The sequence below is a fragment of the Pseudomonas extremorientalis genome (genome assembly GCF_024584605.1).
Lineage (GTDB): Bacteria > Pseudomonadota > Gammaproteobacteria > Pseudomonadales > Pseudomonadaceae > Aquipseudomonas > Aquipseudomonas extremorientalis.
This window is the reverse complement of sequence record NZ_CP089519.1, coordinates 1,954,808-1,974,942: the sequence shown is the minus strand read 5'-3', so window position 1 is coordinate 1,974,942 and position 20,135 is coordinate 1,954,808. Positions and strand designations below refer to the sequence as shown.

23 protein-coding genes are annotated in these 20,135 nt (G+C 58.9%); 10 read left to right on the top strand and 13 right to left on the bottom strand.

Annotation, left to right across the window (positions count from 1 at the left end; genetic code table 11):
• Positions 1–63: 63 nt before the first annotated feature.
• Together LUU92_RS08900 and earP are read right to left on the bottom strand one after the other, a co-directional pair.
• Positions 64–636, bottom strand: coding sequence for an elongation factor P (locus tag LUU92_RS08900; RefSeq protein ID WP_003172723.1), 573 nt, complete (start codon positions 634–636; stop codon positions 64–66).
• A gap of 49 nt (positions 637–685) precedes the next feature.
• Positions 686–1,819 carry an elongation factor P maturation arginine rhamnosyltransferase EarP gene (gene earP, locus LUU92_RS08895; RefSeq protein ID WP_257103480.1) on the bottom strand — a complete coding sequence of 378 codons (1,134 nt, stop codon included), beginning with the start codon at positions 1,817–1,819 and terminating at the stop codon, positions 686–688.
• A gap of 132 nt (positions 1,820–1,951) precedes the next feature.
• On the opposite strand from earP, the gene LUU92_RS08890 reads away from it, so the two are divergent.
• Complete coding sequence (locus LUU92_RS08890; RefSeq protein WP_071488526.1) at positions 1,952–2,320, top strand: hypothetical protein; 369 nt, start codon at positions 1,952–1,954, stop codon at positions 2,318–2,320.
• Between the two features lie 5 nt (positions 2,321–2,325).
• On the top strand, positions 2,326–2,808 hold the full coding sequence (locus LUU92_RS08885) for a GreA/GreB family elongation factor (RefSeq protein ID WP_257103479.1): 483 nt from the start codon (positions 2,326–2,328) through the stop codon (positions 2,806–2,808).
• 9 nt (positions 2,809–2,817) lie between these two features.
• On the opposite strand, the gene cysB is transcribed toward LUU92_RS08885, so the two are convergent.
• The 5 genes from cysB to LUU92_RS08860 all read right to left on the bottom strand — a co-directional run bounded on the left by cysB (position 2,818) and on the right by LUU92_RS08860 (position 6,715).
• On the bottom strand, positions 2,818–3,792 hold the full coding sequence (gene cysB, locus LUU92_RS08880) for an HTH-type transcriptional regulator CysB (RefSeq protein WP_012722988.1): 975 nt from the start codon (positions 3,790–3,792) through the stop codon (positions 2,818–2,820).
• Between the two features lie 103 nt (positions 3,793–3,895).
• The gene (locus tag LUU92_RS08875) at positions 3,896–4,396 is read right to left on the bottom strand and encodes a universal stress protein (RefSeq protein ID WP_071488527.1); all 501 of its coding nucleotides are present in this window, start codon (positions 4,394–4,396) and stop codon (positions 3,896–3,898) included.
• A 52-nt stretch (positions 4,397–4,448) separates the two neighbouring features.
• Positions 4,449–5,354, bottom strand: coding sequence for a 5'-nucleotidase (locus LUU92_RS08870; protein ID WP_071488528.1), 906 nt, complete (start codon positions 5,352–5,354; stop codon positions 4,449–4,451).
• 15 nt (positions 5,355–5,369) lie between these two features.
• Complete coding sequence (locus LUU92_RS08865) at positions 5,370–6,332, bottom strand: putative 2-dehydropantoate 2-reductase (RefSeq protein ID WP_071488529.1); 963 nt, start codon at positions 6,330–6,332, stop codon at positions 5,370–5,372.
• On the bottom strand, positions 6,329–6,715 hold the full coding sequence (locus LUU92_RS08860; RefSeq protein ID WP_071488530.1) for a YbbN family protein: 387 nt from the start codon (positions 6,713–6,715) through the stop codon (positions 6,329–6,331). The genes LUU92_RS08865 and LUU92_RS08860 overlap by 4 nt, the downstream gene beginning before the upstream one ends.
• On the opposite strand from LUU92_RS08860, the gene LUU92_RS08855 reads away from it, so the two are divergent.
• Positions 6,714–7,148 carry a PilZ domain-containing protein gene (locus LUU92_RS08855; protein WP_092247684.1) on the top strand — a complete coding sequence of 145 codons (435 nt, stop codon included), beginning with the start codon at positions 6,714–6,716 and terminating at the stop codon, positions 7,146–7,148. The genes LUU92_RS08860 and LUU92_RS08855 overlap by 2 nt on opposite strands.
• A 131-nt stretch (positions 7,149–7,279) precedes the next feature.
• Complete coding sequence (locus LUU92_RS08850; RefSeq protein ID WP_257103478.1) at positions 7,280–8,356, top strand: 3-deoxy-7-phosphoheptulonate synthase; 1,077 nt, start codon at positions 7,280–7,282, stop codon at positions 8,354–8,356.
• Between the two features lie 68 nt (positions 8,357–8,424).
• On the opposite strand, the gene LUU92_RS08845 is transcribed toward LUU92_RS08850, so the two are convergent.
• Entirely contained in the window at positions 8,425–8,706 is a 282-nt protein-coding gene (locus LUU92_RS08845; protein ID WP_003189869.1) for a GNAT family N-acetyltransferase, read from the bottom strand.
• Between the two features lie 609 nt (positions 8,707–9,315).
• Between LUU92_RS08845 and oprI the strand changes: the two genes are divergently transcribed.
• Positions 9,316–9,567 (top strand): outer membrane lipoprotein OprI, encoded by a 252-nt coding sequence (gene oprI / locus LUU92_RS08840; protein ID WP_003172710.1) that lies wholly within the window; start codon positions 9,316–9,318, stop codon positions 9,565–9,567.
• 134 nt (positions 9,568–9,701) lie between these two features.
• On the opposite strand, the gene LUU92_RS08835 is transcribed toward oprI, so the two are convergent.
• The 3 genes from LUU92_RS08835 to LUU92_RS08825 all read right to left on the bottom strand — a co-directional run bounded on the left by LUU92_RS08835 (position 9,702) and on the right by LUU92_RS08825 (position 11,700).
• Positions 9,702–10,670 carry a L,D-transpeptidase family protein gene (locus LUU92_RS08835; protein ID WP_257103477.1) on the bottom strand — a complete coding sequence of 323 codons (969 nt, stop codon included), beginning with the start codon at positions 10,668–10,670 and terminating at the stop codon, positions 9,702–9,704.
• A 72-nt stretch (positions 10,671–10,742) separates the two neighbouring features.
• A complete protein-coding gene (locus tag LUU92_RS08830; protein ID WP_010211879.1) occupies positions 10,743–11,036 on the bottom strand; it encodes a hypothetical protein in 294 nt (97 codons plus the stop codon).
• A gap of 58 nt (positions 11,037–11,094) precedes the next feature.
• Entirely contained in the window at positions 11,095–11,700 is a 606-nt protein-coding gene (locus tag LUU92_RS08825) for an arylesterase (protein ID WP_071488533.1), read from the bottom strand.
• 10 nt (positions 11,701–11,710) lie between these two features.
• On the opposite strand from LUU92_RS08825, the gene LUU92_RS08820 reads away from it, so the two are divergent.
• Positions 11,711–12,394 carry an ABC transporter ATP-binding protein gene (locus LUU92_RS08820; protein ID WP_005786391.1) on the top strand — a complete coding sequence of 228 codons (684 nt, stop codon included), beginning with the start codon at positions 11,711–11,713 and terminating at the stop codon, positions 12,392–12,394.
• A complete protein-coding gene (locus LUU92_RS08815) occupies positions 12,394–14,904 on the top strand; it encodes an ABC transporter permease (protein ID WP_071488534.1) in 2,511 nt (836 codons plus the stop codon). Before LUU92_RS08820 ends, LUU92_RS08815 begins: the two co-directional genes overlap by 1 nt.
• 45 nt (positions 14,905–14,949) lie before the next feature.
• Here LUU92_RS08815 and greB read toward each other — a convergent pair whose 3' ends face one another.
• Together greB and LUU92_RS08805 are read right to left on the bottom strand one after the other, a co-directional pair.
• A complete protein-coding gene (greB, locus tag LUU92_RS08810; protein ID WP_092248076.1) occupies positions 14,950–15,423 on the bottom strand; it encodes a transcription elongation factor GreB in 474 nt (157 codons plus the stop codon).
• 113 nt (positions 15,424–15,536) lie between these two features.
• Complete coding sequence (locus tag LUU92_RS08805; protein WP_071488535.1) at positions 15,537–16,523, bottom strand: hypothetical protein; 987 nt, start codon at positions 16,521–16,523, stop codon at positions 15,537–15,539.
• Between the two features lie 217 nt (positions 16,524–16,740).
• On the opposite strand from LUU92_RS08805, the gene LUU92_RS08800 reads away from it, so the two are divergent.
• Genes LUU92_RS08800 through LUU92_RS08790 form a run of 3 tightly spaced genes read left to right on the top strand, consistent with a single transcriptional unit; the run spans position 16,741 to position 20,132 of the window.
• Positions 16,741–17,667: an ATP-binding cassette domain-containing protein gene (locus LUU92_RS08800; RefSeq protein ID WP_257103476.1), complete on the top strand. Its 927-nt coding sequence runs from the start codon at positions 16,741–16,743 to the stop codon at positions 17,665–17,667.
• Positions 17,664–18,389 (top strand): ABC transporter permease, encoded by a 726-nt coding sequence (locus LUU92_RS08795; RefSeq protein WP_257103475.1) that lies wholly within the window; start codon positions 17,664–17,666, stop codon positions 18,387–18,389. Before LUU92_RS08800 ends, LUU92_RS08795 begins: the two co-directional genes overlap by 4 nt.
• A gap of 15 nt (positions 18,390–18,404) precedes the next feature.
• Complete coding sequence (locus tag LUU92_RS08790) at positions 18,405–20,132, top strand: Gldg family protein (RefSeq protein WP_257103474.1); 1,728 nt, start codon at positions 18,405–18,407, stop codon at positions 20,130–20,132.
• The last annotated feature ends 3 nt before the right edge of the window (positions 20,133–20,135 follow it).

The following is a 20,135-nucleotide window of genomic DNA, read 5'->3' as shown; positions in this document are numbered from 1 at the left end:
AACAGCGCCCACGAAAAAGCCCGACTCAAGGTCGGGCTTTTTTTCGTATCGGCGGGGCCAGAATTACTTCTTGGCGCGACCTTTGTACGAACCGCCTTCGCGGGTATCGATCTCGATCAGGTCGTCGATTTCGATGAAATCGGCCACTTGCAGTTCGGTACCGTTGCTCAGCTTGGCAGGCTTCATCACCTTGCCCGACGTGTCGCCGCGAGCGGAACCTTCGGTGTAGGCCACTTTACGCACGATGGTGGTCGGCAGCTCTACGGAAACCAGGCGCTCTTCGAAGAAAATAGCTTCGCAGACGTCTTCCATACCTTCTTCGATGAACGGCAGAACAGCTTCGATATCTTCAGCGTTCAGCTCGTACATGGTGTAGTCGGTGGTGTCCATGAACGTGTAGGTGTCACCGCTGATGAAGGACAGGGTCGCTTCTTTGCGATCGAGGATTACGTCGTCCAGTTTGTCATCGGCGCTGTAGACGATCTCGGTCTTGTAACCGGTCAGCAGGTTCTTCAGCTTGGTCTTCATGATGGCGCTGTTACGACCAGACTTGGTGAACTCAGCTTTCTGAACCAGCCAAGGGTCGTTTTCGAGACGGATCACTGTACCGGGTTTCAGTTCTTTACCAGTTTTCATTGCATATATCCGAAATTTGGATGGGATTTACAAAATTCAAGGTGGCGTATCATATCCAACTTTCATAAAACTTCACCAGCGCCGTCGCAAGATCGGCCCGCAAGCCCTGTTCCAGACACCACGTTTCGGCGTGCTGGCTGACCTCCGGCCAATGTTCCAGCAGCATTTTCCACGGCTGGGCCATATCGCCCTCCATGTTCCAGGCTTGCCAGAGCCCGATCAGCGCCGTCCTTGCCGAGGGTGATAAGCCTGCGGTGTACAGTTCCAGGAAGGCATCGAGTTTGTCGAGGTGAATATCTTCGTCCTGTCGATAGATATGCCACAGCAGCGGTCGCCCGGCCCACTGGGCGCGCACGAACGAGTCTTCACCGCGTACGGCATTGAAGTCACAGCACCACAGAAGGCGGTCGTATTGCTCCTGGCGCACGAACGCAATCACCTGCACCGTCAGCGATCCCCGCTGCTGGATATCCCCCGCCACCAGCCGCTCCAAGCCCAACCAACGCTGCACATCGCCAAGAATGCGCCCCTCCGGCACCAATAGATGAGTGGCACGCCCGTCCGTCGATAACACGTCCAGCCAACTGGCGAGCCCGGCATTCTCATAGGCAAACAGTGAGATCAGCCGCGCACCGGCTGTGGGAAACACACCCAAGGTTTGCAGGAAGTCTTGTTGCACGTTCACATCCTGCTGAAAAGCCCGACGCTGTTCCAGCAACCCGGCCTCACGCAAAAGGCCGCCGGTGCCGGGCCGAAATCCGGGGAAGAAGAAGTACTTCTGCACGCCCTTGAACTTCACCGATGGCAGCCGGTGACAACCGACGACCCATTCCTCGGCGCTGAGGTAATCCAGGTTCATCCACACCGGCGTGCGTTCGCGCTCGGCCATGGCCTCCATATACTCAGGTGGCAACTGGCAGGCAAACGCGGCGATCACGACATCCGCCGCAGGCGCGCCCACCCACTCCGTCGGCCAATGACGCACTTCGACGCCTTCCTGCCATTGTTGATCGAGCTGTACGTCAATCTCAGGACACATGCGTTCGAATGCGCGCAGGTCGTCGACCCACAAGCGCACATCACAGGCGTGTTCCGCCACCAATTGCCGGGCCAGGCGCCAGGTCACGCCGATGTCGCCGAAGTTGTCGACGACGCTGCAAAAAATATCCCAGCGGGCTTTCATTCCGGGCTCCAACGCTCAAAGGTTCGATTGTCCGCATAAATGCGCGGATGCAGAAGGCTTGATCGCGATTATTCTGCACTGTGGCTGTGCGACAATCGCAGCCACGCCATCAATGCCTGCCAGGAGGGCATCATGTCTGATCGTCCGTTGTCGCTGTTCAAGCTCAGTGCCGCTATTGCGTCTGGCGTATGGCTGGGGTTTATCGCCATCGTGCTGACCACCTGGCTGGCGTCGCGCTACCTGTTCCCCCAGAGCCTGGCGCCAGTGGCCCAGGCCGTACAGCAATTGGGCAAACCTGCTGTGGCGGAGCCTGAACCGCCGAATCGCATGTTCGAGCAATATCAGCAGAACCTGCAGAAGCAGGAACAGCAACAGAGCCTGGAGCAGGCTCGCAGCAACGCGCGCAACCTGTCCAACCCCAAATGCCAGTTCTGGCTGCAACAGGACCAGAACGCCCCCAACGAAAAGACCCGGGCCAATGTCCTGCAATTCTGCGATTGATGACCATGAATAAACACGCCGTCCACCTGCTGATCCTGGAAAAGCTCGGCGTCGACCTCGACATCGCCCAGCGCGCCGCGCAGACCGCCTACGAAACCGCGACCCACGAAGAAAACATCGCTGAAAACAAATACGACACCCTGGGGCTGGAGGCGTCCTATCTGGCGGCCGGGCAAGCCAAGCGCGTCGAGGAGATCAAGCAGGCGTTGGCGCTGTGCCAGAACATGCAATTACGTGCCTTCGATGATCAGCGCGGCATAGAAGTCGGCGCCCTGCTGGGCCTGGAAGACGAGAACGGTCGCCAGCAATGGCTGTTCCTGGCACCGGATGCGGCCGGTTTAAAGGTGGACGTGGTTGGACAACCGGTGACCGTCATCACCCCGCGCTCACCACTGGGCAAAAGCCTGCTGGGCAAGTTCGAAGGCGATGAGGTGGAGATTCTGGTGGCAGGCGCCCGGCAACATTTTACGGTTACCGAGGCCAAATAAACCGCTGGCTTAATGGACGGGCAATTCAACGCCGTCGAACAGCTCTTCCAGCTCCTGCTTGTTGTGGCACTGGATCGCCTTGGCCATGACTTCGCGGGTCAGGTGCGGCGCAAACTTCTCGATGAAATCGCACATGAAGCCACGCAGGAAGGTGCCACGACGGAAGCCGATCTTGGTCACGCTGGACTCGAACAGCTCGCTGGCATCGAGCACCACCAGGTCTTTGTCGAGGGCCGTGTCGACCGCCATCTTGGCGACGATACCCACGCCCAGGCCCAGGCGTACATAAGTCTTGATCACGTCGGCGTCGGCGGCAGTGAACACCACTTTCGGCGTGAGGCCACGATGGCTGAAGGCTTCGTCGAGCTTGGAACGGCCGGTGAAACCGAACACGTAGGTCACGATCGGGTATTCGGCCAGGGCTTCCAGGGTCAGCTTCGGCAGCTTGGCCAATGGGTGGCCTTGCGGCACGACCACACAACGGTTCCAGCGGTAGCACGGCATCATCACCAGGTCGCCGAACAGCTCCAGGGCCTCGGTGGCAATGGCGAAATCGACAGTGCCGTCAGCGGCCATCTCGGCGATCTGCATCGGCGAACCCTGGTGCATGTGCAGGGCCACATCCGGGTACTGCTTGATGAAATCACGGATCACCGGCGGCAACGCATAACGCGCCTGGGTGTGGGTGGTGGCGATGGACAGGGTGCCTTTCTTCTCGTTGGAGAATTCCTGGGCGATCTGCTTGATGCTTTCGACTTTGCGCAGGATCTCGCCGGCGGTGGTGATGATGCGCTCACCGGCGGGGGTGACACGGGTGAGGTGCTTGCCACTGCGTGCGAACACTTCGACGCCCAACTCGTCTTCGAGCAGGCGGATCTGCTTGCTGATACCGGGTTGCGAGGTGTAGAGGCTTTGAGCGGTAGCGGAAACGTTGAGGTCGTGGTGCGCCACTTCCCAGATGTAGCGCAGTTGTTGAAGCTTCATATGTGTCCCTCAAAGCAGATAGACGCCACGGGTATCAGCGACGGTATATAACTATATTAAAGGTTTGATGGATAAATCTAGAACTTTTTATCGTTTTCATCCATCACACGTCATCACTGCGTCGACGTTGCAACGAAGGCACCAGGTAGACCGGCACCGTAGACAGCTGCAGCACCCGTGCAGCGGTGCGACCCAACGGGGTGGCCGCCGCGGTTGCATGGCTATGACTTCCTACGATCAACAGATCCACGGAAAGTTTGCGCAGTTGGTCGAGAATCACCTCGCAGGGGTCCCCCTGGATCACCCGTACCGAGCGAATCAACTTCAGGTCTTGCTCCCCGTCCTCCAACTCCTCGCGAAAACTGTCCAGCACCCGCTGTTCGATCGTCGCCATGACCGTGGTCAGCCCCTGGCTTTGCCATTCACTCAGGGCCTTCTCATCAAGGTAGCTCTGCAACACCGATTCGGCGAACAGGCCGATGGGCTCGACCACATGAATCACATACAGGTCCGCCTTGAACGTTCGGGCCAGCGCCAGCGCATGTTGCATCACATAAGGCGCGTACAGACCGAGGTCCGTGGCGTACAGCATCGAACGGATCATAGAACCTCCTGGACTGCCAGGATGGCGGAGATGAAATCAGCTTAGCAGCGCCCTAGATCTTCACCTCATTACTGATTCCATGGGGCACGTGCCCGGTGGCGACAAATTCCATGGCTTTCTCGCAATGCCCGGCCTGGTCATCGAAAAACACGTCGGCGGCAAACGCCTCCAGGAATGCGGACTTCTCCAGGCCGCCAAGGAACAACGACTCGTCCAGGCGGATATCCCATTCACGCAAGGTGCGAATCACCCGCTCGTGTGACGGCGCCGAACGGGCAGTGACCAAGGCGGTGCGGATCGGGCAGGCCTCATCGGGAAACTCACGCTGCAACAGGTTGAGTGCCGCCAGAAACCCCTTGAAAGGACCGCCGTGCAACGGTTGGCGCGCCGCCTCCCGCTCATTGGCCTGGAACGCGGCCAGGCCACCGGCCTGGTACACACGCTCGGACTCATCGGAAAACAGCACAGCGTCGCCGTCGAAGGCAATGCGCAGTTCTTCGCTGGAGGCGCGGTTCGGGCCGCCTGACAGAATCGTCGCCGCCGCGAACCCCGCATCGAGGGCACTGCGTACATCCTCGGCATGGGTCGAAAGAAACAGATGGCAGCCAAACGCCGCCAGATAAGGATAAGGACTACGCCCGCCTACGAAAGCGGCGCGGGAAATATCCAGGCCGTAATGCTGGATCGAATTGAACACGCGCAAGCCGGTGTCAGCGCTGTTACGCGACACCAGCACCACCTCAACCCGCGCACGGCCCAGGCTGGCGTTCAGGCTGAGCAGTTTCTTGACCAGCGGAAATGCATCGCCGGGTTCGAGGATTTCTTCTTCGTGCTCGATCTGGTACTTGCGGTACGCCTCGACGCCTTGGGCGAGGTAGATCTTGTGGCTGTCACTCAGGTCGAACAGTGCCCGCGACGAAATCGCCAGCACCAGTTTGTCGCCCAATCCCTTTGCCATGGTATGCCCCCCTGCTCAGCGGTTACGCCGATCAATAAAACTCAAGGCCTGATACAGCGCCTGCATCCGTGGCAGCTCACAGCCGGCAGCCCTGGCCGCAGCAAGTGGGCGGGCGTAGATCGCCGCCAGTTCCAGCGGGCGTTTGTGCACGTGGTCGTGGTACATGCTCGGCAGGTAATCGTCCATGGTTTCAGTCAGGGTAAACATCTGTTCGGCGTAGCTTCTGGGAATCTCATGACCACAGGCGTGGGCGCCCTGCACCACTTCGGCCATCAGCGCCTGGATCAGTTCGCGGCTGGATTGGTCCGCCATCATCGCCGTGGTCCCCGCGCCCAATAACACGGACAGGCCGTTATAGGGCACGTTCCACACCAGCTTGTGCCAGCGCGCCAGATGCACATTGGCCATGGCCTGGGACTCGATACCCGCCTGGTGAAACAACGCGGCGCCCGCTTCGACAATCGCTTTCTGGAGGGCGTCATCGTTGGCCGCCGTACCACTGTGATACCCCAGGTTGACCCGCCCCAACGCCTGGTGCTCGATAACGCCCGGACCCGAACGGTGCACGCCGATATAACACAGGCCACCCAGCAAGTGCAGCGATGCTGGCAAGTGTTCACGCAGGCTATCTTCCACATCGAGGCCGTTTTGCAGCAACACTACCTTGGCATCCGGCGCCGCCACCTGGGCGAGGGTCGGGGCCAATTCGACGTTACCGGTCGACTTGGTGCCCACCAGCAGCCAGTCGCACGGCGGCATATCGGCAGCGCGGGCATAAGCCTGCACGGGATGCAGATGCAATACGCCGTGCACGGTGCTGTTCAAGTGCAGGCCGTGCTCGCTGACCGCCGCGTATTCACTGCGCAACAGAAAGTGCACATCGAAACCGGCACGCGCCAGCATCAGTCCGTAGAAACCACCAATGGCACCGGTGCCGATAATGCCGATGCGGGGTGACTGGAGGTTAACTGCTGTCATGGCAAATCCTCAGGTGAACGGGTGAGTGCCTGTTTTACGGCATCGAAAACGTCATCACGCGTAAGACGTGTCTGTATCTGCCCGAGGAATTGACCCTCGCACACCACGAACAGCGCCGGCAAATGAAAGATCTGGTAGCGTTCGACCGCACCACCGTTATGCCCGGCGTCCACCCAGCACAGCCGGTCCACCGGTAACGGCCAGCCCGGCAGTTGCTGGCGTGCCCAGCGGCAACTGGAACACCCTGCGCTGGTAAAGATCACCAGAGAAATACCTGGCAATCCCAGCAATTGCTGGTCAATATCCAGGTCGGTCAATTCCAGTTCCTTCACTATACTGCTGCCACCGCCGTCAATTGGACGGTGCTCGGAGTCCGTGTACATGGGTCGTTTTTTACCTCACCCTGATGATGTCGCTGTCGAGTTAATCCAACGTCCCTCTCCCGCCATTCCCCGCCAACGCCTGCACACGATCGGCCTGGGCGGCATTGCCTGCCATTGGCCACGCGCCTGGCGCGAAGGCACGGCGGTTGATCTGCATATCCCGTCCCTGGGTGCCAGCGCGCGTTATCCGGGCTATGTGGCGTGGTGCCGCAAGGTGGAAAACGGCTACCGCGTCGCTGTCTCGTTCACCGATGAACATGCGTTGTTCGGTGCACGCATGGGTGAGCAAGCATGCCGGATAGAACGCTACTGCCGCCAGCACGAAGACGCCGAGCCAACACCCCAGCAACTCGAAGCCCTGGCCCGCGAGTGGGTATCGCGCCATGCCAGCGAGTTCTCCCATGAGGCATTTGTGGCGCCAGCACTGGATTAAAGCGGGCTTTGCCCATTGTCGCGGGCCGGTGTTACGCGCTAAGGTTCCTCCCCCCTGCATTCAAATCATGCTGTGCTCCGCCGCACGGGGATGGCTGGCGGCCGGCACCCGTGACCCTGACGAGTAACACGATGGCTGATTTACCGATCAATGACCTAAACGTTGAATCCAACGAGACCCTGATCACGCCCGATCAGCTCAAGCGCGAAATCCCTTTGAGCGACGCTGCCCTGCATACCGTCACCAAAGGCCGCGAAGTCATCCGTGACATTCTCGATGGCACCGACCACCGCCTGTTCGTCGTCATCGGGCCTTGCTCGATCCACGATCTCAAGGCTGCCCACGAGTACGCCGAGCGCCTCAAGGTGCTGGCGGCGGAAGTGTCCGACACCCTGTACCTGGTGATGCGCGTCTATTTCGAAAAACCGCGCACCACGGTCGGCTGGAAAGGCTTGATCAACGACCCGTACCTGGACGACTCGTTCAAGATCCAGGACGGCCTGCACATTGGTCGCAAGTTACTGCTGGACTTGGCCGAGATGGGCCTACCCACCGCCACCGAAGCCCTGGACCCGATCTCCCCGCAGTACCTGCAGGACCTGATCAGCTGGTCGGCCATCGGCGCACGCACCACTGAATCCCAGACGCACCGCGAAATGGCGTCCGGCCTGTCCTCGGCCGTGGGTTTCAAGAACGGCACCGACGGCGGCCTGACTGTGGCGATCAACGCGCTGCAATCGGTTTCCAGCCCGCACCGTTTCCTGGGTATCAACCAGGAAGGTGGCGTGTCCATCGTCACCACCAAGGGCAACGCCTACGGTCACGTGGTACTGCGCGGCGGCAACGGCAAGCCCAACTATGATTCGGTCAGTGTTGCCCTGTGCGAGCAAGCGCTGAACAAGGCCAAGATCAAGCCGAACATCATGGTCGACTGCAGCCACGCCAACTCCAACAAGGACCCGGCCCTGCAGCCGTTGGTGATGGAAAACGTCGCCAACCAGATCCTGGAAGGCAACCAGTCGATCATCGGCCTGATGGTCGAGAGCCACCTGAACTGGGGTTGCCAGGCGATTCCAAAAGACCTGGCCGACTTGCAGTACGGTGTGTCGATCACCGATGCCTGCATCGACTGGGCCGCCACCGAAAACACCCTGCGCAGCATGCACGCCAAGCTCAAGGACGTGCTGCCTAAGCGCAAGCGCACCTGAGTCTGTATCGAGCGCACACAAAAACGCCGGGCTGAGCCCGGCGTTTTTTTCATGCTGCTGTTTATGCCTTACAACTTCGCGGCATGACGCTGGTGGCGCTCCATGTAGCGTTCGACATAGGAGCAGGACGGGATCACCGTGTAGCCCGCCTCCTCGGCAAACTTCAAGGCTTCCTCGGTCAGTGCCGCCGCAATACCACGGCCCCGCAGTGCGTTGGGCACGAAGGTCCGATAGATATCCAGGGTCTGTTTGCCGAGGTCCATATAGGTCAGATAGGCACGATGACCGTCCACATTGGTCTCGAACTGATGACCAGCCTGGTCATGGTGGATGGACAACGCCTCGCTCATCACTACTCCTCGCGGGTCTTGGTTTCTGACCCCTACCTTACCGATGTTTTTCCGGCGAAGGAACATCTACGCCACCCCGTGCCGGTTTCGACAACGAGAAAACCTTGAGCGCTCACACCTGCACGTAGGGAATAGTAGGCACCAATCCTGCAATTGCTCAAGGCGCACTCGTCATCCCTGCCACGGGTGGATATAGAAAGGGCTTCGATCTACCGATGATCGAAAGCCTGAACATTGCCGGCAGTTGAACCTTGAGACGAACAGGCGCTCTTAAAGTCACCTCTACATGCGCAAAAGATACCGGGCAACGCGAAGCCATGCTGAACGTAAGTGTCAGCGTGGATATATAAAATTTCATCTGTTTACAGGGCTTAACACATGCGGGCCGGCCCTTTCAGCCTGGATCCGATTTGCGCCTGGTTAAAAAAATTGGACAGTTTTTATACAAAGCTCCAAAAGATTAGCCAAAATAGATTCGGCACGAGAATTTTTTTTGCTTCTTGCGCTACGTCAGTTTACTTACTACAAGTAATGGGTAGTATGTACGCCGGCTATTGGCTCACTCTGAGATACTAGCCATCTAATAGAAAGTCCTTGAAGGGGAACACGATGAACAACGTTCTGAAATTCTCTGCTCTGGCTCTGGCCGCAGTTCTGGCTACCGGTTGCAGCAGCGTCTCCAAAGAAACCGAAGCTCGTCTGACTGCGACTGAAGACGCAGCAGCTCGCTCCCAGGCCCGTGCAGACGAAGCCTACCGTAAAGCTGATGAAGCGCTGGCTGCTGCTCAAAAGGCACAACAGACTGCTGACGAAGCTAACGAGCGCGCTCTGCGCATGCTTGAAAAAGCTAGCCGCAAGTAATAATCCCTCGGGGTTGTTATCAAGCCGATCCATTTATGGGTCGGCTTTTTTATTGCCTGGGATTTGTGCCTGGATCACGGCCAATAAAAAGCCCGCCGTGGCGCAAGGCCTTGGCGGGCGTTTGATGCCGTGCCTTATTGCTGCAGATCGATCGGCGCGCTGGTGGCGACCGCCGCTGCGCCGGGCACACCGATTTCCGTCGGCAAACCATCTTCCGCCGCGACCACGTCACGTACCTGATCCCAATTGACCCGCAAATTGTTGGCCAGGTCTTCACGCTTGAGCAAGGCGTTGATCACCGCAGTGTGCTTGTCGACCACCGACGGCGTACCGTCATCATTCAACGGCGTATGCGCTTCAAGGTACACCTTGCCGCCACTGCTGCCGAACTTGTAGGCATCGTTGATGATGCGCACCGATGTCCCCACCGGCACCATGCCGGCCATCTCCAGCACATTATTGTTGAACATGCGGAAGCAGCCGTGGCTTGTACGCGTGCCGATACCAAATTTCATGTTGGAACCGTGGATCAGGTAACCCGGTGTGCCCAGGGTGAACTTGAACGGACCCAGCGGGTTGTCCGGGCCGGCCGGCACCACGTTGGGCAGCGGGTCGCCGTTGGCGGCGTGCTCGGCCTTGATCGAGGCGGGCGGGGTCCAGGTCGGGTTGGGTGTCTTGGCAATGATGCTGGTATGGGCAATGGGTGAACCCCAGCCTTCACGACCAATTCCCAACGGGAACGTGTAGACCACGTTCTGACCCTTGGGGTAGTAATAGAGCCGGTATTCCGCCAGGTTGATCACGATGCCCTCGCGCGGCCCCGGCGGCAGGATGAAACGCGTCGGCAATACGATCTCGGTACCCGCACCCGGCAACCAGGCATCCACACCCGGGTTGGCCGCGACCATCTCCGAATAGCCCAGGTCATAGGTGGTGCCCAGGTCGGCAAAGGTATCTTCGTACTTGGCCTTGATCACCTGGACCTGGCCGACGATGTCTTCACCCGGTGGGGGCAATGGCAACTGCAAAGCTGACGCAGAACCGGCCGCACAAAGCGCAGCGATAGACAGGCAGCAGGTGACGACGGAAAGGCGCGACAACATCCGGTAAATCCTTCGCAGACGACGGGTAGGTAAACATCGATTGTATACGTGAAGCGCGCTTCTAGCTGCCCCCTACAACTCGAAACGCAGCTCCGGCCAGATCGGCGGCGTGCCGCGCTTCTGGGACTCCAGGATGGCACGGCACAGCGGGCACAAGCGCTGGTCCTGGAAAATCGAACGATCGACTCGCGACCAACGCGGTTGCGCCGGCAACAGGGTGCCGCACAGCGTGCGATCGATGGAGCCACCCAGTTCCAGTTGACGTGCCACCAGATGCACCCGCACTTCCTGGCAGGCGAACAGATCCAGCTGCTCGTCCGGCTCGATCAGTTGGTAGTTAAACAGGGACCAGGCAGGACGCGACATCAGGGGCTCCAAATCGGGGGGGCGCCACCTTAGCCGAAAGCCTGCCGGTAGAAAAGCGTCATAGCAGCGGTTTTAACGTCGGCCAGACATTTTCCAGCAACTTGCCCTGGGCACCGACCGCCGGGTGAAGTTGATCGGCCTGCATCAGCTCCGGGTGACCGCCCACACCATCGAGGAAAAACGGCACCAGCGGGACATTCTTTTGCTTGGCCAGCTCGCCATAGACTTCGGCAAACGCGGTGGTGTATCGCGGGCCATAATTGGGGGGCAATTGCATTCCCAACAACAACACCCTGGCGCCACCGGCCCTGGACTGGTCAATCATCGATGCAAGATTTTGTTGCAATTGCGCAGGCGGTTGCCCGCGCAGGCCATCATTGCCCCCCAACTCAATAACCACCACATCCGGCTTGTGCTCTGCAAGCGCCGCCGGCAGCCGCGCCAGGCCTCCGGCACTGGTGTCGCCACTGATGGAGGCATTGACCACCTTATCGTCGAAACCTTCCTGCTTGAGCCGTTGCTGCAGCAGGGCTACCCACCCTTTGCTGGTATCCAGGCCGAAACCGGCACTGATACTATCGCCAACGATCAGGACTGTACCCGCCGCTGCGTTCTGGGCCATGCACATCAAGGCCAGGCCAGCACTCAAAAACCACATTCGCATCGGATTCTCCATGGGCGCAAGCATTCTCACCGCGCGGAACCTTAGCAAAGTGGTTCCCAGCGCGGAAGGTGAACTGACTATCCTGCACGAACTGAGCCTGGAACTGAACAAGGGCGATAGCCTGGCTATCGTCGGCAGTTCCGGTTCCGGCAAATCCACCCTTCTCGGCCTGCTGGCTGGCCTCGACCTGCCCAGCAGCGGCGAAGTCACCCTCGCCGGACAAGCCCTCAGTACCCTCGACGAAGACCAGCGCGCGCGCATCCGTGCCGAGCATGTGGGCTTCGTATTCCAATCCTTCCAATTGCTCGACAGCCTCAACGCCCTGGAAAACGTCATGCTGCCGCTGGAACTGGACGGCCGCAAAGACGCTCGCGAACGGGCCAGGCACCTGCTGGAGCGCGTAGGCCTGGGCCAACGCCTGACGCACTCGCCACGCCAACTTTCCGGTGGCGAACAGCAACGGGTAGCGATTGCCCGCGCCTTTGCCGCCGAACCGGACGTGCTGTTTGCCGATGAACCCACCGGTAACCTCGACAGCCACACCGGCGAGCGCATCAGCGACCTGCTGTTCGAACTCAACAAGGAGAGCGGCACGACCCTGGTGTTGGTCACCCACGATGAGCGCCTGGCCCACCGCTGCCGGCGCCTGATCCGCCTTGAAGCCGGCCTGATGGTCGCGCCCCTGGAGCCTTGATGGCACGTTTGCCGCTGTTACGCCTGTTCAGCCTGGCCATGCGCCAATTACTGCGCGATGCCCGCGCCGGTGAATTGCGCGTGTTGTTCTTCGCCCTGTTGGTGGCCGTGGCCGCCAGCACCGCCATCGGTTACTTCGGTGCGCGCCTCAACGGTGCCATGCTGTTGCGCGCCACCGAATTCCTCGGCGCCGACCTGGTGCTTGAAGGCAGTTCGCCGGCCCGGCCCGAACAAATCCAGTCCGGCACCGAGCTGGGCCTGGATCACGCTCGCATCGTGGAGTTCTCCAGCGTCATCGCTACCGATAACGGCATCCAGCTCTCCAGCATCAAGGCGGTCAACGAGCAGTACCCGTTGCGCGGTGAACTGAAAAGCGCTGCCGTGCCTTTCGGCGATGAAACCCCAGGCGGTGGCCCGAAACCCGGTGAAGCCTGGGTGGAAGCGCGGCTGCTGACCGCGCTCGACCTCAAGGTCGGTGACAGCATCGATGTCGGCATGAAGACGCTGCGCCTGGCTCGCGTGCTCACCTATGAGCCGGACCGCGCCGGCAACTTCTACAGCCTCACGCCCAGAGTGATGATCAACCTGGCGGACCTGGACGCCACCGGTGTGGTGCAACCCGGCAGCCGCGTCAGCTACCGCGAACTGTGGCGCGGGCCACAGGGCAGCACCGTGCTGCAAACCTATCGCGATCTGGTCAAGCCGGGGCTCGCCGCCAACCAGCGCCTGCAGGATTCACGGGACGGCAACCAGCAGATCGGCGGCGCCCTGGGCAAGGCAGAACGCTACCTGAACATGGCCAGCCTGGTCGCCGTATTGCTGGCGGGTGTGGCGGTGGCGCTGTCGGCCAATCGCTTTGCCACGCGACGTTTCGACGCCAGTGCATTGCTGCGCTGCCTGGGCTTGTCACGACGTGAAGCCATGTTGCTGTTCAGCCTGCAACTGAGCGTCCTGGGGCTTTTCGCCAGCCTGGTCGGCGCCCTGCTTGGCTGGCTGGCGCAGTTTGGCCTGTTCTACTTTCTCCACGACCTGTTACCCGCGGACGTTCCACCCGGCGGGCTGCTACCGGCGGTTGCCGGGATCGGCACCGGGTTGGTCGCCCTCGCCGGCTTCGCCCTGCCCCCGCTGGCCGCATTGGGTCGAGTGCCACCGCTGCGGGTATTGCGCCGTGACCTGCTGCCGATCCCTTCCAGCACCTGGATGGTCTATGGCGCAGCGTTGTTCGCCTTGGGCCTGATCATGTGGCGCCTGAGCCTCGACCTGGTGCTGACCTTCGCCCTGCTCGGTGGCGGAGTGGTTGCGGCACTGGTACTCGGTGGCTTGCTCCTGCTCTTGCTGCAAAGCCTGCGGCGACTGCTGGCCCGCGCCTCCCTGCCGTGGCGCCTGGGTCTGGGCCAACTCCTGCGTCACCCACTGGCAGCGGCCGGTCAATCCCTGGCATTCGGCTTGATCCTGCTGTCCATGGGCTTGATCGCCCTGTTGCGTGGCGAACTGCTCGACACCTGGCAAAACCAGCTGCCCAAGGACGCACCGAACTATTTCGCCTTGAACATCCTGCCGGCCGACAAGGATGCCTTTGGCGCCCGTCTGCTGGAACTGCAGGCGCAATCCGCGCCACTGTACCCGGTGGTGCCGGGGCGCCTGATCAGTATCAATGGCGAACCGGTACAGGAAATCGTCAGCAAGGACTCCAGCGGCGACCGTGCGGTGCAACGCGACCTGAGCCTGACCTGGGCCGCCGACCTGCCACCAGGCAACGCCCTGACGGCGGGCTCGTGGTGGTCGGCGCAACCTACCGATGAAATCCCGGGTGTCTCGGTCGAAGCCAAGGTAGCGGAAAGTCTCAAACTCAAGCTCGACGACCACCTGGTCTTCACCGTGGGCGGAGAGAATCGAGAAGCGCGGGTCGCCAGCCTGCGCACCATCAACTGGGATAACTTCCAGCCCAACTTCTTCATGATTTTCCAACCGGGCACCTTGAAAGATCTGCCGGCCACCTACCTGACCAGCTTCTATCTGGCGCCCGGGCATGACCAGCAGATCGTCGACCTGTCCCGAGCGTTCCCGGCGGTAACCATCCTGCAAGTCGAGGCGTTGCTGGAGCAATTGCGCAGCATCCTCGCCCAGGTGACCCTGGCGGTGGAGTACGTGTTGCTGTTTGTACTGGCGGCAGGGATGGCGGTGTTGTTCTCCGGCCTGCAAGCCACCCTGGATGAACGTATCCGCCAGGGCGCGCTGCTGCGTGCGTTGGGCGCCGAACGCAAGCTGCTGGTCAAGGCCAGGCGTATCGAGTTCGGTTTGCTGGGTGCCGTCAGTGGGTTGCTGGCGGCGCTGGGCACGGAGCTGGTGACGTTCGTGCTGTACCGCTACGCATTTGACCTGGCCTGGCACCCTCACCCGTGGCTGTTGCTGCTACCGGTGATCGGTGCCGTGCTGATCGGCGGTGCCGGTGTGTTTGGCACCCGCCGCGCGCTGAATGCCAGCCCGTTGACGGTGTTGCGCGAAGGTTGAAATGCGATGGGCCCGGTTTCTTTACAGAATACGGGCCCATTTTGCTCACTTCACATATTCGATCCCGGTGATCCACCAGCACACCTCACCGCTTGGGGTCTGCACGATAGCCTCGTCATCCACCTCCTTGCGCAACAGCGCACGGGCCATGGGCGAATCGATGGAGATGTAGTCCATCCGGTCATAAATCTCGTCATAACCGACAATACGAAAACGCTTGGTTTCACCCTGCTCGTTTTCAATATCCACCCAGGCGCCGAAAAACACCTTACCCTCCTGCTCAGGCATGTACTCCACCACGCGCATGTCTTCCAGGCGTTTGCGCAGGTAGCGCACGCGACGATCAATCTCACGCAACAGTTTCTTGTTGTACTGGTAGTCGGCGTTTTCGCTGCGATCCCCCAGCGAAGCCGCCCACGTCACTTTGCGCGTGGTGTCCGGGCGCTTTTCGCGCCACAGGTAATCCAGCTCCTTTTTCAGCGCTTCATGGCCTTCTTTGGTAATCAGCTTGGTACTCAAACGCTTGCATCCCCAGGCAATGTCCATAGGTGCCGATACGCCTGGGTTTCATGCCCTGGGTTCGGCTGGCTGGCGTTGATGATAAATGAACCGGTGAAAGTAGCCAGGCCGGTCTAGCTGTCCAGCGTCCGATCCAGCTCCAGCAACATGCCCCGCAGGCTTTGCCGCAAGCCCGACACCTGTGACGTCATCACCTTCAAGGCTTCGGTCCTCTGGCTGACGGCAAGCGACTGATCATGCAGTTGAGTGGTGCGCTGTTCCAGCTCTCGAACCTTCTCATCCAGTTGGTTTTGTTCCTGTTGCAATCGCGCCTGCCACTGCTCAAGTGCAGTCTCCCGCTCGATTGCAGCGAGTTTTTGCTGGGTCAACTCTTGAGCGACACGGGCAAGGTTGGTCAGCGTGCTATCGACTTCGAACAATGTACTGTGGTCGCCTGAAGACATGGACTTCGTTGGCACCGGCGCATCAGGCTCACGTGGAATGGCAGGTGCGGCCTGCGCCACGTCCACTGGCGTGCTCAAGGGTGCCTGCCGGGGCTCCTCAACCGGTTGTTCATGCAGCGGAGGGCGGACCGACTCCGGTGGGCTCGCGCTCTTGGGAGGAGAGATCATTTGTGACGAAAACCGAATGGACGGCACAATCACTGAAGCACTTTCGATCGCTGGCAACGTCGGCGCAGACATGCCCAGGGTGATCACTTTCATCACCAGCGCTTTCTTGATGATCACCGAATGATGATCCTCAGGCCTGGCCGGTGGCAACTTGCAACCTTTCAAATCGACAAAATGATAAGGCACTTGGGTTTCGGTAACACCACCGGATTTAACACCCGAAGCGGCCAATGTCAGTATTTGCTTGAAAACATGCAATGCCACCTGCAGGTCTTCCTTGGATTCAACGCTTCCCAGAAAATACCGATCAAGTTTCTTACGCAAGGCCGCGATATAGACCCTGGAACTTCCAGGCTCTATCTCTTCATCCAGGCTATACACAAGGAAGTTTGAGGCCGTCTGACCGACAGCAAACCCACAGAGCAGTGCACCGTTAACCGGAGCATCTTGACCATTGCGTTCAAGAACAAGGGTACGTAGCAGCATCATGCAATCAGGCCTCAATATTCGGACAGAAAGTTTATATAAACAACCAATAAACATTCAAAAATTAGACACTCCAAAACACGACACATTGTTTCAGTGGTCTGCCCGCCCTGCACGTAGGACTTGTCTTATTAATGCTGACCGACGTTCCCAAAACCGCGAGCAACCCGTACCCTTTTTTCAACCTCCCTACGTCATACCAAACTTATTCGGTAAAACAATGATCGAAATAAGCAATCTGACAAAACACATGGGTAACAATACTATTGTCAGCGACTTTTCATTCAGTGCCGGTCAACAGGAATGCCTCGGGTTGTTCGGACAGGATCACACAGCCAAAACAGTCCTGTTCGATGTCATTGCCGGTTCGACACAGCCGTCCAGCGGTCATATAAATATTCAGGGCTTCGACACACAAACCCACCCGCTCGAAGCAAGGCAACTGGTCGGCTATCAACTGTCCAACGACCTCGGCCATTCAACGATGTCCGTCAAAGCGTTCCTGGATTTCATTGCTGCCATTCGTGGCTTTCGCGGTACCGAAAAACGTGACCGCCTGGAACAGTCCATCGCACGACTGGAGTTGTTTCCGGTGCTCGATGCCCCCCTCGACCTCCTTTCTATCGCCTGGAAACGCAAAGTCGCAATTGCCCAGGCCATCCTGCATGGCCCTGCCCTGTTACTGCTGGACGAACCCACCGAAGGACTCGCGCAGGATCAGAAGCACGCATTCAAGGCGCTTATCCAATCATTGACGCAAGAAATGACGGTCATCATTGCCTCGCGTCACTGCGAAGAGTTGTCCGAACTGTGCACACGCGCCCTGGTCATTGCCAACGGTCGTCTGGTGGCCGATACGCCACTGCCCGATCTACAGCGCGACTCGCGTCACTTCCAGGCAGTCACCCTTACCGCCGAGACGCCACTGGACCTGTTGGCACTGGCTGTCCTTCCAGGTGTGGCAGGCATCGAAGAGCATCGAAACGCGCCCGGCACAGTGACCGTTCTCGCCATGCCCGGACACACCATCTATCCCCATATCAACACGCTGATTGCCAGCCGGCGCTGGAAAATCAACTCACTGAACCTGGAGCCAGGTCGCCTGAATGATGTGGTCCACCATCTGACCAAAGAGGCGTCCCATTGAGACTATTGCCCATCATTCTGAGGCGTCAACTCACCAGCTATGCGCGCTCCCCCAGCACTTACCTCAACATTGCCATTTTCCTTATACTGTCAGTGACATTAGGGTTGTACGTAAGTCCGTGGCGGGAACAAAACGGCAGTGACTTACAGGTATTTTTCCGGTTCCACCCTTCGCTTTATTTATTGCTGATTCCCGCCCTGACCACTCAACTTTGGTCCGATGAAACCAACGCAGGTTTTTTCAGCCTGATGAAAACCCTGCCCATCACAACGCTCGAATGGATTGTCGGAAAATTCCTCGCCGCCTGGCTGGTGGCCAGCACCGCCCTGTTTCTGATGTTCCCCCTGGTGATCATTGCGAACTCTCTGGGCAACGCCGACAACGGTGTCATTGCCTCGCAATTTCTGGCGAGTTGGCTGCTGGCAGGCAGTTACTTATCCGCAGGCTGTTTTATTTGCGCACTGGTCCATCACCGCACTGTTATTTTCGTATTGACACTGGGCTTGTTACTGACAACCAGTGGCCTTTCCTATGTATTGGACTCACTTGAACACCAAACCCCTATATGGCTGATCGACAGCCTGGCATCCCTCAGCCCTACCTGGCGATTCAGCAGTATCGATGATGGAAAACTCACACTGCGCGACATACTTTATTTTATTAGCATGATCCTCGCCTTTCTCACCGCAACGACAGTCACACTCAACTACAAACACAGATGAGAAGGGAACCTCTTAATGCGGTCCACTCTGCGCACCGGTATGACGCTTTGCGTCACCTTTTTGCTTTTCCTGGCTTTCAACCTGGTGTGGATAGGTAAACTTCCTGATATACGCTGGGATCTTTCTCAACAAAAAATCCACACTTTATCGCCCCCCGTATACCCACTGCTCGCAACGCTGGAAAGCCCGGTGGACATGTATTACTTCAATTCAAATAACGACCCGAAGCGAAGCTACGCCGTGAAACGCTATGGCAAACGTATTGAGGACCTGCTCAAGGAGTACGAAAAGAAGGCTCGGGGCATGATCAACCTGCACGTGATTGAACCCGCTCCCTATTCGGAAGACGCCTATAAGGCACGGCTGTCAGGGCTCGACGAGAACACAGGTTTTCTCGGTCTCATCAGCACGAGCCCCGGTCATGGCGTGCGACGTATCGGTTCTTTCAGCCTCGAGCGCGAACCCTTGCTCGAATATGAAATAAGCCACCTGCTCTACAAGTTGCAGCACCCGGAGCGACCGGTTGTTGGGCTGCTGTCGGGGCTGTCGATGGACGAATCCGCAGGTCGGCTCCTGCAGGCCGTACGGCGAGAATTCGAACTGGTCACTCTGGAGCCGAATGCCGCTCTAATCCCCGAACACATCAAAACGCTGATGGTTGTACAGCCACGGATGCTGCCGGAACGGACCTTGTATGGGATTGAGCAATTTGTCTTGAGGGGCGGTAGATTGATGATGTTCATCGACCCGTTGAGCGAACAACGTTCAACCGCATTCCCAGCCAATAGCCGACTGGACGAGGTGCTTGCCGCCTGGGGTATCCAGATGCCGACGGACAAGCTGGTGGTCGACTCTCTCTACACGCCCTGGGAGACGCCAGATATGCCCAATCGAGTCAGGCTGAACTTGCCACGACAGGCAATGAACCTGAACGACATCAGCACCTGGAACCTCAACAGGGTGACAGTATCGAGCAGTGGGGCGCTGGTGCAGTTGAACAAAAGCCGCACAACCTTCACCCCGATCCTGCAAAGTTCCGAGCAATCCGTGCTGTTGGAGGCCAACCAATCCCCTCGCGCAACAAAGTCCGATTCCGTGATTGAAGAGGCTTCGAGCCGAGAACGGCGCCATGTCATTGCTGCACGCATCGAAGGGCCGAGCTACTCAGTCTTTTCCGATGGTATCAAGGGCCTGCCGCCCGGGTTGCAAACAGCCGCGCAGATTCATGTTGTGGTCATCGCTGACACCGACATGCTTACCGATAAGGTCAGCGACGCGGCGCCCGATGGCAACGCGCTGTTTGTTCTGAATACACTGGATAACCTGTCCGCCCCCGACATGCTCGTCGCGATTCGCCCAAGGGCAACGCAGGACATGCCGACGGTGCTGGAGGGTATGCGCGAGGTCGCAAGACAGGCCTATCGTTCGAAAGCCAGCGAACTGGAGCGACGCTTGCAACGAACAGAGCAGGAATGGCAACGGCTGAGCCCATGGACAACCACCCTCGGCACTCAGGCAGTGGAGACCAATACCCAGCTGCAAGCACTCAACAAGGAACGACTGCGCCTACCCATGGAGCTGAATACCCTGCAGCGCGAAGCCTACGCCCAAGTGCGTCGTCTGGAGTTGGCGATAACGCTGGTGGCGGTCTTCGCCATGCCGCTGACGTTATGCCTGATCGCCTGGGTGGTCTTTCTTGGAGAGCGCCGACGCCGGTTGCAAGCCGGCGGCATTATTCACTGAATG

Coding starts and splice junctions, on each gene's coding strand:
- LUU92_RS08890 (WP_071488526.1), top strand. CDS start 1,952: ATGTCTGATCGTCCGTTGTCGCTGTTCAAGCTCAGTGCCGCTATTGCG.
- LUU92_RS08845 (WP_003189869.1), bottom strand. CDS start 8,706: ATGAGCGAGGCGTTGTCCATCCACCATGACCAGGCTGGTCATCAGTTC.
- LUU92_RS08815 (WP_071488534.1), top strand. CDS start 12,394: ATGGCACGTTTGCCGCTGTTACGCCTGTTCAGCCTGGCCATGCGCCAA.
- LUU92_RS08820 (WP_005786391.1), top strand. CDS start 11,711: ATGGGCGCAAGCATTCTCACCGCGCGGAACCTTAGCAAAGTGGTTCCC.
- LUU92_RS08870 (WP_071488528.1), bottom strand. CDS start 5,354: ATGGCAAAGGGATTGGGCGACAAACTGGTGCTGGCGATTTCGTCGCGG.
- LUU92_RS08825 (WP_071488533.1), bottom strand. CDS start 11,700: ATGCGAATGTGGTTTTTGAGTGCTGGCCTGGCCTTGATGTGCATGGCC.
- LUU92_RS08800 (WP_257103476.1), top strand. CDS start 16,741: ATGATCGAAATAAGCAATCTGACAAAACACATGGGTAACAATACTATT.
- earP (WP_257103480.1), bottom strand. CDS start 1,819: ATGAAAGCCCGCTGGGATATTTTTTGCAGCGTCGTCGACAACTTCGGC.
- LUU92_RS08860 (WP_071488530.1), bottom strand. CDS start 6,715: ATGTACACGGACTCCGAGCACCGTCCAATTGACGGCGGTGGCAGCAGT.
- LUU92_RS08835 (WP_257103477.1), bottom strand. CDS start 10,670: ATGTTGTCGCGCCTTTCCGTCGTCACCTGCTGCCTGTCTATCGCTGCG.
- LUU92_RS08865 (WP_071488529.1), bottom strand. CDS start 6,332: ATGACAGCAGTTAACCTCCAGTCACCCCGCATCGGCATTATCGGCACC.
- LUU92_RS08850 (WP_257103478.1), top strand. CDS start 7,280: ATGGCTGATTTACCGATCAATGACCTAAACGTTGAATCCAACGAGACC.
- LUU92_RS08855 (WP_092247684.1), top strand. CDS start 6,714: ATGGGTCGTTTTTTACCTCACCCTGATGATGTCGCTGTCGAGTTAATC.
- cysB (WP_012722988.1), bottom strand. CDS start 3,792: ATGAAGCTTCAACAACTGCGCTACATCTGGGAAGTGGCGCACCACGAC.
- LUU92_RS08875 (WP_071488527.1), bottom strand. CDS start 4,396: ATGATCCGTTCGATGCTGTACGCCACGGACCTCGGTCTGTACGCGCCT.
- LUU92_RS08790 (WP_257103474.1), top strand. CDS start 18,405: ATGCGGTCCACTCTGCGCACCGGTATGACGCTTTGCGTCACCTTTTTG.
- oprI (WP_003172710.1), top strand. CDS start 9,316: ATGAACAACGTTCTGAAATTCTCTGCTCTGGCTCTGGCCGCAGTTCTG.
- LUU92_RS08885 (WP_257103479.1), top strand. CDS start 2,326: ATGAATAAACACGCCGTCCACCTGCTGATCCTGGAAAAGCTCGGCGTC.
- LUU92_RS08900 (WP_003172723.1), bottom strand. CDS start 636: ATGAAAACTGGTAAAGAACTGAAACCCGGTACAGTGATCCGTCTCGAA.
- LUU92_RS08830 (WP_010211879.1), bottom strand. CDS start 11,036: ATGTCGCGTCCTGCCTGGTCCCTGTTTAACTACCAACTGATCGAGCCG.
- LUU92_RS08805 (WP_071488535.1), bottom strand. CDS start 16,523: ATGATGCTGCTACGTACCCTTGTTCTTGAACGCAATGGTCAAGATGCT.